Below are 13,930 nucleotides of genomic sequence, written 5' to 3'. Positions count from 1 at the left end.
TCAAATCGCCGGCGGAAGCTTTGCGCTCAGCCAGGCAAAGAATGTCGCCGCAAAAAAGGCCCAGACACCGAGGACGACATCTGCATACACCGTGCCCCCGAGTGTTGCCTTCCCGCTCTGCAGCGCATGGAAATCGATGCCATGGAACAGCGCCATCATGAAGCGCATGAACGGCTCCGGAAATGCATACCAGACCATCGCGCACAAGGCGTAGAACAGCATGACCGTGAGGGCGAACGTGGCACCGGTTTTGAACGGCTTCATGGCAGCCTCCTGATTCCGTACGTCAGAGCTTCCGATGCACCTTGTCGTGGTGGACAACTTCGCCAAGGCGGGGAAAGAATGCGGGTGTCCGGTCCCGATAGGCTTCATATTCCTGCCCGAACTCAGCCTGCGCTTCGGCTTCCTCAGCCTTTGCCAAGCGCACATACATCCAAACGAGAATCGGGAACATGGCCAGTGTCAGCAGTGTCGGCCACTGGAAGAGAAAGCCGGCCATGATGAGGATGAACGCCACATACTGCGGGTGCCGCAAGCGGGCGTAGATCCCCGTGGTCGCCAATCGGTGGGCGCTTTGGGCAACGTAGAGCACGCGCCACGCCGTGGCGAGCAGGATGAAGCCGCCAAAGATCAGCACGTTGCTCACGATGTGAAAGAAGCCGAAATGCGGATTGGCCCGCCAGCCAAACATGACTTCCAGCAGATGCCCCGAGTCATGCGAAAGAAAGTCGACGCCAGGAAATTTCGCCGTCAACCACGGATACAGCAGATAGATCGTCAGCGGTATCCCGTACATCTCCGTGAACAACGCGACGATGAATGCCGAGAACGCGCCGAACGAGCGCCAATCCCGCTGCGTTTGCGGCTTCGTAAAGCTGAAGGCGAAGATGATGAAGACGGCGGAGTTGATGAACACGAGGGACCACAGGCCGTACCCATATGTGCTGTCGTGTTGCATCACTGGTCTCCCTTGGCGTCGGCACCGTCAGCCTTGGCCGAGGGGTGACCATGATGTCCATGACCGTGACCGCCATGCATGAATACATGCATCAGCGGACATGCCGCCAGCAGCAGAAACGGTAGGAACTGGATGACGTGCGCCTGATGCTCGGTCCACAGGAAGTACGCAACAACCAACAGAAAACCGATCAGTACAAGCTTTGATCGCGCGATGGCCGGCGCAGCCTCGTCACGTTGCTGCCCATGTTGGTGATTCTCCATTTCCACCTCCCGCCAAAGATATTGGACAAGCCAAGCAAGCTACGTCTTCAGTATTGGCGTGGTGCAGAGATGGGAATTGACCGCGATCAACGCGATCGCGGATGACGCGTTCTTGTACGACACGGCATTCAACGCGCCCTGCTTGCCAGGGCCACAACTGCCGTATCCGGTTCAGACGCACCACGCGTGCCCTCTTAACCCGTAGGGCCGCACCTGCCAAGGACCGCTGGCTGCCTATGTACCTTACCCGACCAGACCGGATGCTTTCACCAGAATGACCGGACATTCCGCCCGGGCGACAACGCGATTCGCCACGGACCCCAGCACGGCGTCGACGAACGCGCCACGCCCGTGTGAACCCATGACAATCGCAGCGGCCTGAACCGACCGGCTGTATTGAACAATGCGTTCCGGGGCGAACCCGACCAATCCATGCGTTTCAAAGGGGATGCCCGCGTCGCGCAGGATCGCAACGGCAGAGGCCATGGCCTTGTCGCTCTCCTCCTGATGCCAAGCGGCGAGGTCGGCCTGCCCGAGAAAGCTCCTCACCTCTCCACTGACCTCGGGCGTGCAATGAAGCACGTGTACGGTGATGTCCTGCACCAGCAGGTTGCGGCCTGCTATGCAGCGGGCGGCCGCGTCTGAGTAAGCGGAGCCATCCGTGGCCAAAACAATGTGCTGCGTCATCTCTATACCCTTCACGAATCGGTGGATACGGCCAACGTACTCCATGTGCGATGGCGCACGCTGATCTCGATCAATCGATGCGGAGGCGTCGTCGTACCACGTAATGCGATGCTCAGCAGCGTCAGATCAGCGCTCTGCCTTGGTCCGGGCGTCTTGCGAAGATGAGGCGACTGGCTCCTGGCGCCGCCACCTTAGGCGCCTCGCCTGCAAGAGGTGGCGCCAATCCACTTTGGCGAAGCCGTACACGATCGCCAGAAACACGACCTGGGACACGACAAAGTACACACCCATATACGCGCCGTCGAACCGGGTCTCCTCATCCAGATAGCGGGCACCGAGCTGAGCAATATGCGTCCAGGTCAGGTAGCTCATCCAGCGGCCGATGAAGAACGGCAGCCCGATCAACCATAGCCGCATCCCCGTCAAGCCGTATGCGATGAAGATGTAGTTGGACGGGAACGGGCTGAATGCGTACGCGAGCATCAGCCCGACCGTCATACCCTTGCGGTCTTCCAGCCAGGCGCGCACCACATCAATGTTCTGGCGATCGGCCTCGCGCATCCAGCGGTTGCGCACGAGCGAGCAAGACAGCCGCGCCAGCACCAGGCGGCCGACCGTCGCTGCACACGCGGCAACGCCTGCCAGCAGCACCGGGTCGGCATCGGGTTGCGAGAAGCCGATCCACGACATCACCATCCACGTTGGCGGCGCAAAGGCCGGCATCACATTGAGCAAGAAGACTGTTCCGAACAACGCCAGCAGGTTTGCCATGATGATCAAGCCTCCGCTCCCAGCACATGGAACAGCTCGTCTTCTTGCGCGCAATGCAGCCATAGGATGACGGCATCAGGATCATCGGCGGACATGTCAGCGACGATCCTGCCCAATAGCTTCGTCACGCGGAATATCTCGGGATGCATGCCACTCATGCGGCACCGGTCCCTCCGACAAGGATCGGAAGCCAGCACTTCTGACGCGTTCATCTTCGCCAATGTGGACACAAGGGGCTTGTGGCAAGTCAACAAGTGCGGTGCAACGCGTGCGCCTGCCGTCAACGGGGTACGAATCAGGACAACAGTGGAGAGGCTTGGGCTGGAGGTGGCTGATTGATCCGATCTCAAATGAGAATCAGCCGCCACAAGAGGCGCTGTGCACGTGCAGGCCAGCTTGTTTCCGAGCGCGCGGCCAGATTGATAACCACAGAACATCAATCCTTCCAAAACTTGCACTTCTCGTTTGCCGGTCTCCCCGCGAACATTGCCAAAACCATAAACGCCGGCACCACGGCGTATTTTTTCTTTGGCTTTCAGGAGACACCTTGATGCACCCTTCGCCCAGCCTTTCGAACGGGCACGCAAAGGCCGCCGCGGTATTCCGCGTGACCGCCGGGAATTTCCTGGAGCAGTTCGATTTCTTCCTGTTCGGCTTCTACGCCACGCAAATCGCCAACGTCTTTTTCCCTGCCGACAGCGAATTCGCCTCGTTGATGATGACGTTTGCCGTCTTTGGCGCGGGCTTTCTGATGCGGCCGTTGGGCGCCATCGTGCTTGGCGCCTATATTGACGACGTTGGCCGTCGAAAAGGCCTCATCGTCACGCTCTCCATCATGGCAAGCGGCACCGTCCTGATTGCGTTCGTCCCGGGTTACGCCACGATCGGGCTTCTGGCACCGGCGCTCGTGTTGTTGGGGCGTCTGCTGCAGGGCTTTTCGGCGGGCGCGGAGTTGGGCGGCGTGTCGGTCTATCTGGCCGAGATTGCCACGCCCGGCCGCAAAGGCTTTTTCACGAGTTGGCAGTCCGCCAGCCAGCAGGTGGCCATTGTGGTAGCGGCTGGCCTGGGCTTCATGCTGAACCACTGGCTGAGCGCATCGGCCATCGCCGCGTGGGGCTGGCGCGTACCGTTCTTTGTCGGCTGCATGATCGTGCCGTTCATCTTCCTGCTGCGCCGCAATCTGGAAGAGACGCAGGAGTTCAAGGCGCGCCGGCATCGCCCCAGCATGAAAGAGGTGTTCCGTACGCTGGTGCAGAACTGGGCCATTGTCATCGCCGGCATGATGCTGGTTGCGATGACCACCACGAGCTTCTACCTCATTACGGTCTACGCGCCGACGTTCGGCAAGACGGTCCTGCATCTGAGCACCGCCGACAGCTTGCTCGTGACCTTATGCGTTGGCGTGTCGAACTTCGTGTGGCTGCCGATCGGTGGTGCGCTCTCCGACAAGATCGGCCGCCGGCCGCTCCTCGTCGCCATGACGGTGCTCACCATCGCCACCGCCTATCCGGCGCTGTCGCTGCTCGCAAATGCACCAAGCTTCATCAACATGCTGCTCGTGCTGCTCTGGCTCTCGTTCCTGTATGGCCTCTATAACGGCGCGATGGTCGTCGCGCTGACGGAAGTGATGCCAGTGCAAGTGCGTGTTGCAGGCTTTTCGCTCGCCTATAGTTTGGCAACGGCGGTCTTTGGTGGCTTCACGCCCGCCATCTCAACAGCGGCCATCCACCTGACCGGCGACAAGGCGGCGCCGGGCTACTGGATGAGCTTCGCCGCCGTGTGTGCGCTCGTTGCAACGTTCACGCTCTATCGCCGTCGCGCAGTGGTACTCAACCCGGCGCATTGATGCACAACCCCTACGTTCCTGCATGACCACAACAATGACAATGAAGAACCTGTTTCAGAAACTCTGCGCGGTGGCGCTCGTTGCAACTGCCGCTGCAACGGCAAACGTTCAGGCGGCCGAACTGCATGTCATGAGTTCGGGCGGCTTCACCGCGGCCTACAAGCTGCTCGGGCCCAAGTTCGCGGCCCAGTCGGGCAACACGCTGAACACCGCGCTGGGCCCGTCGATGGGCAAATCGCCCGAGGCGATTCCGAACCGGCTCGCGCGTGGCGAACCTGCGGATGCCGTGATCATGGTCGGTTACGCGCTTGACGATCTGATCAAGCAAGGCAAGGTGATCCCGGATTCGCGCGTTGAACTGGCCGACTCCCGCATCGGCATGGTGGTGCGCGCTGGCGCAGCGAAGCCCGACATCAGCTCGGCGGAAAGCCTCAAGCAAGTGCTGCTCCACGCCAAGTCGATTGCGTACTCAGACAGCGCGAGCGGCGTCTATATCGAGCGGGAGCTGTTCAAGAAGCTCGGTATCGAAGAGCAGGTCCAGTCGAAGGCCAAGATGATCCCGCGCATTCCCGTGGGCTCCGTGGTGGCGAACGGCGAGTACGAAATCGGCTTCCAGCAGGTGAGCGAACTGCTGCCGGTGGAGGGTGTGACCTTCGTTGGAAAGATCCCCGAGTCGCTGCAATCCGTTACGCGCTTTGCGGCGGGCATTCCTGTCGGCGCGCAGCATCCGAAAGAAGCCAAGGCCCTGCTCGACTATCTCGCCTCTCCCGGCGTGCAGGCCGACGTGAAAGCGACGGGGCTCGATTCCGTACCCGCACATTGAAACAGCGCCTGCGTAACCAGCAGGCCCGCGTTATGCCCGACTTTTCGTCACCGCACTGCGCTTCGCTTCGATGACCATCCTGTGAAACGCCTCGGCTGCCGGCGTGAGTGCGCGGCCGCGCCGCTTCACGATTCCCACACGGCGCTTCACCACCGGTTCAACCAGCGGCACACTCGTCAGCACGGGGTGGTCATGCGCGGGCATAGCCATGGATGGCACGGCGGCAACGCCCAACCCCGCCTCGACCAAACCCAGCATGGTGGTGACGTGCCGCGTCTCGCAAACGCTGGGCGCGCGCGGCGCCACGGCCGATAGCGCCTGATCGAGCAACAGACGGTTGCCGGACGTCTTGTCTACCGACACGTAGTCGTGCTCGTACAGCTCGCTCCAGGTCACGCGTTTCTTGCCTGCGAGCGGATGGTCGCGGCGGCAAGCCGCCACAAAGCGCTCCTGTAGCAGCATTCTGAACTCGATCTCGGGCTCCTGGCTGCCCATAAAGCTCACACCAAAGTCCGCCTCGCCGCTGATGACGGCACCCAGCACCTCGTTCGCACTGGAATCGATCAGCTTCACGCGGATGCGCGGAAACCGCTGGTGATAGCTCGCAATGAGGCTCGGCAAAAAGTAGTAGGCCACCGAAGGCACACAGGCGATGGTCACGTGGCCCAGGCGGCTCGAAGCCACGTCGCGGATGCCGAGCAGCGCGACGTCGAGATCGTCCAGCAGCTGTTCCGCGCTGCGGGCAAACACGCGGCCGACCGTGGTGAGCGTGACGCTGCGTGTGGTGCGCTCGAACAGCGCCACGCCCAGCGCGTCTTCGAGCTTGTCGATCCGCCGGCTTAACGCAGGTTGGGAAATGCTGATCGCCTCGGCGGCTTTGCGGAAGTTTCCCAGCTCCACCACCGCCCGAAACGCCTGCAAGTCCGTCAAGTCAAAGTTGATGCCCACGGGTCGGTCTCCGCATTGAGATGCCGAGCATTGTGCGGGATTCCGCGGAATGACAAAAAGAAAACGCCAACCCGAAGGTTGGCGTTTTGCTTGCGGCGTGACGAGGATCAGTGGAACTGATTCATCGTGTTGTCCTTACCCGCAGCCTTCAGCGCGGCTTCACCGCTGAAGTATTCCTTGTGGTCGTCGCCGATGTCCGAGCCCGACATGTTCTGGTGCTTCACGCAGGCGATGCCCTGACGGATCTCCTTGCGCTGCACGCCAGCCACGTAGCCCAGCATGCCTTGGTCACCGAAGTATTCCTTGGCCAGGTTGTCGGTCGAACAGCGCGGCGGTGTGGTACGTCGGCAGCGTGATCAGGTGGTGGAAGATGCCGGCTTCACGCGATGCATCGGCCTGGAACGTGCGGATCTTCTCGTCAGCCAGTTTCGCCAGTTCGGTGTCGTCGTATTCCGTGCTCATCAGCGCGGCGCGCTCGTAGGCGGACACATCCTTGCCGGCTTCCTTCATGGCGTCATACACCTGCTGACGGAAATTCAGCGTCCAGTTGAACGACGGGCTGTTGTTGTACACCAGCTTGGCGTTCGGGATGACCTTGCGGATTTCGCTCACCATGCCGCCGATCTGCGCGATGTGCGGCTTCTCGGTTTCGATCCACAGCAGATCGGCGCCGTTCTGCAGCGAGGTGATGCAATCCAGCACGCAGCGTGCTTCGCCCGTGCCGGCACGGAACTGGAACAGGTTGCTCGGCAGGCGCTTCGGACGCAGCAGCTTGCCGTCGCGCTTGATGACCACGTCACCGTTGCCCAGTTGGTCAGCCGACAGCTCTTCGCAATCGAGGAACGAGTTGTACTGATCGCCAAGGTCGCCCGGCGTGTTGGTCACGGCGATCTGCTTGGTCAGGCCAGCGCCCAGCGAATCAGTACGCGCCACGATGATGCCGTCGTCCACACCCAGCTCCAGGAACGCGTAGCGAATCGCGCGGATCTTGGCCAGGAAGTCTTCATGCGGCACGGTGACCTTGCCGTCCTGGTGGCCGCACTGCTTCTCGTCCGACACCTGGTTTTCGATCTGGATGCAGCATGCACCCGCTTCGATGAACTGCTTGGCCAGCAGGTACGTGGCTTCAGCGTTGCCGAAACCGGCGTCGATGTCGGCAATGATGGGCACGACGTGCGTCACGTGGTTGTCGATCTTCTCTTGGATGGCGGCCTTGGCGGCAGCGTCCTTGGCGGCGTCCAACTCGCGGAACAGGCCGCCCAGTTCACGGGCATCCGCTTGGCGCAGGAAGGTGTACAGCTCGCGGATCAGCGCGCTAACCGAAGTCTTCTCATGCATCGACTGGTCCGGCAGCGGGCCGAACTCCGAGCGCAGCGCAGCGACCATCCAGCCCGACAGGTACAGGTAGCGGCGCTCGGTACTCTTGAAGTGCTTCTTGATGGAAATCATCTTCTGCTGGCCGATGAAACCGTGCCAGCAACCCAGCGACTGCGTGTACTTGGCCGGATCCGCATCGTAGGCAGCCATGTCGGCGCGCATGATCTTGGCGGTGTACTTGGCAATGTCCAGACCCGTCTTGAACTTGTTCTGCGCACGCATGCGGGCAGCGTACTCAGGGTTGATGGCATTCCATGCGCTGCCGTGGGTCTCTTTCAAGGCAGCCACTGCCTTGATGTCGTCTTGATACTGGGCCATGTCAATTTCCTAGAAATAAACCGCGTTTGAGAAGAATCGGTTGCGTGTGCAGCTACGGGATTCGAAGCGAGCAGCGTGGATTTATTGTAGGGCGGCTTTGATGCAGCGCGACATGGTCTTATATAAGACATAAGACTTAGTTTTTCTTTATTTATCAAGGAGATAGGCGACAAATTTTGCGATGCGAAACGTTTTTTCAGGAAACGGAACGCGGACACGAGAGAAATCTCCGCCAGATCCCGCAATGTGAAATGCACTTTCAGGCGTCGGAGCGATGGACCCCGGGACCCCAGATTCAGACTGACGCGGCCTTTCAAGGCACATCATTTCGTAGCGATCGCTACATCCTTGCAGCAGTTATGACGCCACGCCTATCCTGCCGTCATGACGCTCACTTCAGATTCCTGGCTGCTGCTCATCGTCAGCCTGCCCACCACCAGCGCCACGGCCCGCATGCGCATCTGGCGCGCGATCAAGGCGCTCGGTTGTGCTGCCCTGCGCGACGGCGCTTACCTGCTGCCCGCCCATGTCGAGCCCGCCGCGCAACTGCGCCAGTTGGCCGACGAAGCGCTGCAGGAAGGCGGCCAGGCATGGGTACTGAGCGTGCAGGCGCTGGAGGCCGCCGAGAACGCCGCCTACCGCGCCCTGTTCGATCGCACGCCGGACTACACCGCGTGGCTGGCCACGCTGTCGGAAAGCCGAAAGACGCTGCACGATCTGCCGGCGGCGGAACGCAACCGCGTGCACCGCCGCCATGCCCGCGCCTACGAGGCCATCCGCAAGATCGATTTCTTCCCCAATGAAGCCGCCGTGCGTGCCGACGCACAGTGGCGCGACTTTGCAGCGGCGGTGGAGGCCGTGCAGTCACCGGGGGAACCGCGCGCCGCCGCGGGCGGCATTCCGCGCCGAGACCCTGCCCAGTACCAAGGGCGCCTCTGGGCGACGCGGCGTCATCTGTGGGTGGATCGCGTCACCAGTGCGTGGTTGATCCAGCGATGCATTGATCCGCATGCGCGCTTTCTCTGGCTGGAACACCCGGCCGATTGCCCACCCGATGCCCTGGGCTTTGATTTTGATGGCGCCGCCTTCACGCACGTCGGCGAGCGCGTCTCTTTTGAAGTGCTGCTCGCCAGCTTCGGGCTGGACGACGACCCTGGGCTCGCCCGGCTCGGCGCCATGGTGCATGCGCTGGACGTGGGCGGATCGACTACGCCGGAGGCCGGCGGCTTCGAAGCCATTCTGGCGGGCGCCCGCAAGCGCCTGGCCGATGACGATGCACTGCTGGCGGAAATCGGCGCGGTGCTCGATTCCTTGTATGCGCATTTCTCCGGCAGCCGCAAACGCTGACATCCAACCCGATCCACAGGTGCTCCGATGAACGCTCCTCAAGAACGCCCGGCTTATACGCTACGGCAACTGGTGTTGTACTTCCTGCGCCTCGGCGCGCTCGGTTTCGGTGGCCCCGTCGCGCTGGCCGGCTACATGCGGCGCGACCTGGTCGAAACCAAGCAGTGGATTTCCGAGGCCGACTACAAAGAAGGCCTCGCGCTGGCGCAACTGGCGCCCGGGCCGTTGGCCGCGCAATTGGCGATCTACCTCGGCTACGTGCACTACCGCATCGTGGGCGCGACGCTCATCGGCATCGCCTTCGTGCTGCCGTCCTTTCTGATGGTGGTGGCGCTCGGCTGGGCCTATGTGCGCTTTGGCGGTCTGACGTGGATGCAGTCGGTGTTCTACGGCGTGGGCGCGGCGGTGATCGGCATCATCGCCATCAGTGCCCACAAACTCACGACCAAGAGTGTCGGCAAAGACAAACTGCTGTGGGCCGTCTACCTCGTGCTAGCCGCCGTGACAGTCATCACGGAATCAGAGGTGGCGTGGCTGTTTTTGGCGGCAGGCGTGCTCGTGTGGTTCTGGCGCGCACCGCCCAAGTGGTTCCGCCAGGGCAAGTTGAACGCCGTGGCTGCCGCGCCAATCTCCGCCGCCGGCGGCATCCTCAGTTCGGTCGATTGGCCGCTGCTCACGCAGATTGGTCTGTTCTTCGCCAAGGCCGGTGCGTTTGTGTTCGGCTCTGGGCTGGCCATCGTGCCGTTCCTGTATGGCGGCGTGGTCACGGAGCACCACTGGCTCAACGAGAAGCAGTTCGTCGACGCGGTCGCCGTGGCGATGATCACGCCCGGGCCGGTGGTCATCACCGTCGGCTTTATCGGCTATCTGGTGGCGGGCCTGCCCGGCGCGTGTGTGGCCGCGCTCGGCACGTTTCTACCGTGCTACCTGTTCACTATCCTGCCGGCGCCGTACTTCAAGAAGTACGGCAAGCTGCCCGCCATCCTGGCGTTTGTCGATGGCGTGACGGCAGCGGCGGTCGGCGCCATTACCGGCGCGGTGATCGTACTTGCCAAGCGGTCGATCGTCGATGTGCCAACGGCGCTGCTGGCCGTGGCCACCGTCTTGTTGCTGGTGAAGTTCAAGAAGCTGCAGGAGCCGGTGGTCGTGGCAGGTGCTGCGCTGATCGGCCTGGCGCTGTATCCGCTGCTGCATCACTAATGTGAATGGAGGTTTGCCATGCAATGGATCACGCGTGAACGCCCTAAGATCGACCGCATCGCCTGCCCGTGGCTGATCGCCCGCTTCATCGACGAGACGCCGGATTTTCTCTATGTCCCGCCCGGCGACGTGCTGCGCATCGCCAATGAAACCGGCGCCATCCCGTACGACATTCCCGGCGTGGAACTCACGCACGTGGGCGAACTGTGCAGCTTCGATGCGTTTCTCAGCAAATACCAACTTGACGGCAACCCCGCCCTGCAGCACCTCGCCCGCATCGTGCGCGGTGCGGACACGTCGCGTCTGGACCTCACGCCACAGTCGAGCGGCCTTTACGCGATCTCGCTGGGCCTGTCGCAGGTATTTACCGATGATCTGGCGATGCTGGAACACGGGCTCGTGATGTACGACGCGCTGTATGCGTGGTGCGAGCACTGCCAGACAGAAACGCACAACTGGCCGCCCAAGATGCCGGCTTGATGGCCATCACAGCGAGGCCATGCATCGCAAACGTTGGCACCCTGGTGTGATCTTCATGGCCTTCCTATTCTGAGTTTGTAGGTGTGGGCAATTCTCCGAACGCGCTGACGCCTATGTGCTTCTTCGCGCAGCCCGTCCGAACTAGACCGTTTTCATGGTGCTCTGCGGCGTCAATCCGCACTCTGAGGGGGTTTTGCACCCCCGCCACATAGGTTTTCATTTGTTTGCACTCTGCACGTCACGTCGGGGTTCAATGGCGTGGTAAAGATGCCGGCCATCTTGCCGTTAGCCTCGATAGGCACCCCGCGCAAGCCCGCGTGCCGATGCCGTTGTCACCCCTGCCCAGAGTCGCTCGCCCAGACGCCACCGCTTTCCCTTCATGTCCACTCAAACGTCGATGGACAAGCGCTTTGGTGCTAGCGTGGCCATCGTCCTCGTCCCTGTGTTGTCGCTGTCGTGCTGGCTGCTGGGCTACGCATGGCTGGCCTATGGGCGCGCGGACGATGCCGCACGTAGCTTCCAAGCGCTGCGGATGGCATTGCTGGTCATGGAAAAGGTGTCGGCCGAGCGCGGCCCGACCAACGGCGTGCTGGGCGAAGACCTGCCGATACCGGCCGCACGCCTGACCGCCCTGCACCGCGTACGCACCGCCAGCAACGAACACCTCGCCCAACTGCTCGACAGGTTGCGCCCCGAGCATTGCCCGGCCTGCGCAACCGACGCCGACGCCGTGCGGCGCGCGCAAGCCGATCTGACCAGTGCGCGCCAGAACATCGACCGCTTGATCGCCGAGCCGCTACGTTCGCGCGACAGCCATGAACTTGCCAATGCGGTGGACCGCATGATCGCGGTCATCCCCGAATTTCTGCCGGTGGTCAACCTCCGCACGGCCAGCATCACGCGCGGCGATCCGGATGTGCTCAACTGCCTGACCCTGGCGCGGCTGTCGGCGGATCTGCGCGAATACGCCGGCCAGCTGGGCTCACGCCTGACGGGCGCGCTGGCCATGCATCGCATGCTGACGACCGATGAGCAATACGCCATCGAGCGCACACAGGGCCGCATCGATCAGCTCCGCGCCATGATCGACACGCGTGTCGTGGGCCGGCCCGGGCTGGACCAGGACGCCATTGAGGCCCTCACCACGCAGTACTTTGGCGATGGCCTGAACTACCTGCAGCGCGTGCGCAACCTGGCCAGCCAACCCGGTGGCGTGGGCATCAGCACCGGCCAGTTCGCCGAGCGCTACGTGCCGACCATGCGCGCCATCACGGATTTCCGCGACAGCGTGCTGCGGCTGGCAGAAGACGACATCCGCGAACACCGGCGCGCCATGCTGCTGGTGCTGCTGGGCTCGGCGGCGGCGGTGTTGTCGGTGCTGGGCGCATTGGCGTGGATGACGATTTCGTTCCGCCGCCACGTGGTCGGGCCATTCGTCAATGCCACACGACTGATCGACGCCATCGCGCGCGGCGACCTGGGTGTGCATATTCCCGCCGGCTTTGCGCGGCACGAGATCCGCGCGATGTTCGATGCCATCCGCGTGCTGCGCGTCAACAGCATCGAGCGCCGCCGGCTGGAGGTGGAGCGCGCGCACCTGATGCAGGAACTCGCGCGCATGGCCGAGACCGACCCCCTCACCCAGTTGCTCAACCGCCGCGCATTTGAAGAACGCGCCGAGGCCATGTGCCATTCGACCGCGCCCAAGGCGAAGTTGCTTGCGCTGATCATGTTCGACATCGACCACTTCAAGCGCATCAACGACACCTACGGCCACGCCGTGGGTGACGAAGCGTTGCGCACCGTCGCGCGCCTGTGCCGCGCGGATGGCCCGGCGGCCGACGTGGTGGCACGTATCGGCGGCGAAGAGTTTGCCGTGATGGTGTGGGCCGATTCGCGCGAACACGCACGCATGTTGGCCGAACGCCTGCGCCAGCGCATCGCCGAGGTGACCGTGCCCACCGGCACCGATGCCACCTGCCGCATGACGGCCAGCTTTGGCGTGGCCCTGGGCCGGGCGGCCGACCAGCCACCGCTGGAAACCCTGCTGCGACGCGCCGATCATCTCCTCTATGCCGCCAAGCTGGCCGGGCGCAACTGCGTGATGACCGACACACCGCCGACGTCGCACGATCTGTCAGCGGCGGCGGAATAACCAAGCGGATTTTTTGGGACGACGGCACCGTCCTGCTCTACATTGGCAACTCCCCGTTCCACACCCCCGGAGTTGCCGATGCCGCAAGACCGTCACCTGATTCTCTATCACTCCCCGCGCAGCCGTTCCCGAGGCGCGCGCATGCTGCTCGAAGCGCTGGGCGCCGACTATGAAGTGTGCGCCTTCGATCTGACCACGGGTCAGCATCGCTCGCCCGAGTTTCTGGCCATCAACCCCGTGCACAAAGTGCCGACGCTACAGCATGGCGATGCCATCATCACCGAGCAGGTGGCGGTGTATCTGTATGCGGCAGAGCTGTATCCGGAAGCCGGGCTGTCGCCGGCGGTGGGCGACCCATTGCGTGGGCCGTATCTGCGTTGGATGGCGTTTTACGGCTCATCGTTCGAGCCGGCCATTGTCGACCGCTCCCTGAAGCGTGAGCCTGCGGCGTATTCGCTTTCGCCGTATGGCGACTTCGATACCGTCATCAAAACGCTGACCGCGCAGCTGGAACACGGCCCCTACCTGCTGGGCGAACGCTTTACGGCGGTGGACGTGCTGTGGGGCGCGGCGCTGGCCTGGACGACCGCGTTCAAGCTGATGCCCGAAACGCCGCTGGTGCGCGCGTATATCGACCGCGTCATGGCGCACCCGGCGCTGCAGCGTGCACAGGCTGCCGATGCCGCCCTGGCGGAAGCGCAAGACAAAGCAAAGGCCGGGGCAACAAACGCCGCCCCGGCCCCGTGACACTGCAACT

General features: G+C 62.6%; 14 protein-coding genes and 1 pseudogene. 7 read left to right on the top strand and 8 right to left on the bottom strand.

Translation table 11 applies throughout. The features are described 5' to 3' along the window. The 6 genes from ACS7SF_RS13550 to ACS7SF_RS13525 all read right to left on the bottom strand — a co-directional run bounded on the left by ACS7SF_RS13550 (position 1) and on the right by ACS7SF_RS13525 (position 2,807). Positions 1–264, bottom strand: coding sequence for a DUF5676 family membrane protein (locus ACS7SF_RS13550; protein WP_439890268.1), 264 nt, complete (start codon positions 262–264; stop codon positions 1–3). A gap of 22 nt (positions 265–286) precedes the next feature. Beyond that, the gene (locus ACS7SF_RS13545) at positions 287–958 is read right to left on the bottom strand and encodes a methyltransferase family protein (protein WP_439890267.1); all 672 of its coding nucleotides are present in this window, start codon (positions 956–958) and stop codon (positions 287–289) included. Further along, positions 958–1,221: a DUF2933 domain-containing protein gene (locus tag ACS7SF_RS13540; RefSeq protein ID WP_439890266.1), complete on the bottom strand. Its 264-nt coding sequence runs from the start codon at positions 1,219–1,221 to the stop codon at positions 958–960. Before ACS7SF_RS13540 ends, ACS7SF_RS13545 begins: the two co-directional genes overlap by 1 nt. Before the next feature lie 243 nt (positions 1,222–1,464). Next, positions 1,465–1,908 carry a universal stress protein gene (locus ACS7SF_RS13535; protein WP_439890265.1) on the bottom strand — a complete coding sequence of 148 codons (444 nt, stop codon included), beginning with the start codon at positions 1,906–1,908 and terminating at the stop codon, positions 1,465–1,467. 126 nt (positions 1,909–2,034) lie between these two features. After that, the gene (locus ACS7SF_RS13530) at positions 2,035–2,679 is read right to left on the bottom strand and encodes a hypothetical protein (protein WP_439890264.1); all 645 of its coding nucleotides are present in this window, start codon (positions 2,677–2,679) and stop codon (positions 2,035–2,037) included. Positions 2,680–2,684: 5 nt separating this feature from the next. Further along, positions 2,685–2,807: a hypothetical protein gene (locus tag ACS7SF_RS13525; protein WP_439890263.1), complete on the bottom strand. Its 123-nt coding sequence runs from the start codon at positions 2,805–2,807 to the stop codon at positions 2,685–2,687. 422 nt (positions 2,808–3,229) lie between these two features. On the opposite strand from ACS7SF_RS13525, the gene ACS7SF_RS13520 reads away from it, so the two are divergent. After that, positions 3,230–4,525, top strand: coding sequence for an MFS transporter (locus tag ACS7SF_RS13520; RefSeq protein WP_439890262.1), 1,296 nt, complete (start codon positions 3,230–3,232; stop codon positions 4,523–4,525). A gap of 40 nt (positions 4,526–4,565) precedes the next feature. Beyond that, entirely contained in the window at positions 4,566–5,348 is a 783-nt protein-coding gene (locus tag ACS7SF_RS13515; protein WP_439892755.1) for a substrate-binding domain-containing protein, read from the top strand. 30 nt (positions 5,349–5,378) lie between these two features. On the opposite strand, the gene ACS7SF_RS13510 is transcribed toward ACS7SF_RS13515, so the two are convergent. Both ACS7SF_RS13510 and ACS7SF_RS13505 read right to left on the bottom strand, forming a co-directional pair. Next, positions 5,379–6,296, bottom strand: a complete 918-nt coding sequence (locus ACS7SF_RS13510) for a LysR family transcriptional regulator (protein WP_439890261.1) — start codon at positions 6,294–6,296, stop codon at positions 5,379–5,381. A 107-nt stretch (positions 6,297–6,403) separates the two neighbouring features. After that, positions 6,404–7,991: pseudogene (locus ACS7SF_RS13505) on the bottom strand (isocitrate lyase). A gap of 384 nt (positions 7,992–8,375) precedes the next feature. Here ACS7SF_RS13505 and ACS7SF_RS13500 point away from each other — a divergent pair. The 5 genes from ACS7SF_RS13500 to ACS7SF_RS13480 all read left to right on the top strand — a co-directional run bounded on the left by ACS7SF_RS13500 (position 8,376) and on the right by ACS7SF_RS13480 (position 13,920). Beyond that, positions 8,376–9,338: a chromate resistance protein ChrB domain-containing protein gene (locus tag ACS7SF_RS13500; protein ID WP_439890260.1), complete on the top strand. Its 963-nt coding sequence runs from the start codon at positions 8,376–8,378 to the stop codon at positions 9,336–9,338. A gap of 27 nt (positions 9,339–9,365) precedes the next feature. After that, positions 9,366–10,538 carry a chromate transporter gene (locus ACS7SF_RS13495; RefSeq protein ID WP_439890259.1) on the top strand — a complete coding sequence of 391 codons (1,173 nt, stop codon included), beginning with the start codon at positions 9,366–9,368 and terminating at the stop codon, positions 10,536–10,538. Between the two features lie 18 nt (positions 10,539–10,556). Then, a complete protein-coding gene (locus ACS7SF_RS13490) occupies positions 10,557–11,018 on the top strand; it encodes a chromate resistance protein ChrB domain-containing protein (RefSeq protein WP_439890258.1) in 462 nt (153 codons plus the stop codon). Positions 11,019–11,415: 397 nt separating this feature from the next. Then, on the top strand, positions 11,416–13,173 hold the full coding sequence (locus tag ACS7SF_RS13485) for a diguanylate cyclase (protein WP_439892754.1): 1,758 nt from the start codon (positions 11,416–11,418) through the stop codon (positions 13,171–13,173). Between the two features lie 78 nt (positions 13,174–13,251). Beyond that, a complete protein-coding gene (locus ACS7SF_RS13480) occupies positions 13,252–13,920 on the top strand; it encodes a glutathione S-transferase family protein (RefSeq protein ID WP_439890257.1) in 669 nt (222 codons plus the stop codon). Positions 13,921–13,930 lie beyond the last annotated feature (10 nt).

The sequence above is a fragment of the Ralstonia sp. 25C genome (genome assembly GCF_051904805.1).
GTDB lineage: Bacteria > Pseudomonadota > Gammaproteobacteria > Burkholderiales > Burkholderiaceae > Ralstonia.
Note: the sequence above shows the minus strand (reverse complement) of the source record. Positions and strands in the feature narration are given on the sequence as shown.

Bases quoted from the DNA above. Each gene is read 5' to 3' on its own strand.
- ACS7SF_RS13550 (WP_439890268.1), bottom strand. From the start codon at position 264: ATGAAGCCGTTCAAAACCGGTGCCACGTTCGCCCTCACGGTCATGCTG.
- ACS7SF_RS13545 (WP_439890267.1), bottom strand. From the start codon at position 958: ATGCAACACGACAGCACATATGGGTACGGCCTGTGGTCCCTCGTGTTC.
- ACS7SF_RS13540 (WP_439890266.1), bottom strand. From the start codon at position 1,221: ATGGAGAATCACCAACATGGGCAGCAACGTGACGAGGCTGCGCCGGCC.
- ACS7SF_RS13535 (WP_439890265.1), bottom strand. From the start codon at position 1,908: ATGACGCAGCACATTGTTTTGGCCACGGATGGCTCCGCTTACTCAGAC.
- ACS7SF_RS13530 (WP_439890264.1), bottom strand. From the start codon at position 2,679: ATGGCAAACCTGCTGGCGTTGTTCGGAACAGTCTTCTTGCTCAATGTG.
- ACS7SF_RS13520 (WP_439890262.1), top strand. From the start codon at position 3,230: ATGCACCCTTCGCCCAGCCTTTCGAACGGGCACGCAAAGGCCGCCGCG.
- ACS7SF_RS13515 (WP_439892755.1), top strand. From the start codon at position 4,566: ATGAAGAACCTGTTTCAGAAACTCTGCGCGGTGGCGCTCGTTGCAACT.
- ACS7SF_RS13500 (WP_439890260.1), top strand. From the start codon at position 8,376: ATGACGCTCACTTCAGATTCCTGGCTGCTGCTCATCGTCAGCCTGCCC.
- ACS7SF_RS13495 (WP_439890259.1), top strand. From the start codon at position 9,366: ATGAACGCTCCTCAAGAACGCCCGGCTTATACGCTACGGCAACTGGTG.
- ACS7SF_RS13490 (WP_439890258.1), top strand. From the start codon at position 10,557: ATGCAATGGATCACGCGTGAACGCCCTAAGATCGACCGCATCGCCTGC.
- ACS7SF_RS13485 (WP_439892754.1), top strand. From the start codon at position 11,416: ATGGACAAGCGCTTTGGTGCTAGCGTGGCCATCGTCCTCGTCCCTGTG.
- ACS7SF_RS13480 (WP_439890257.1), top strand. From the start codon at position 13,252: ATGCCGCAAGACCGTCACCTGATTCTCTATCACTCCCCGCGCAGCCGT.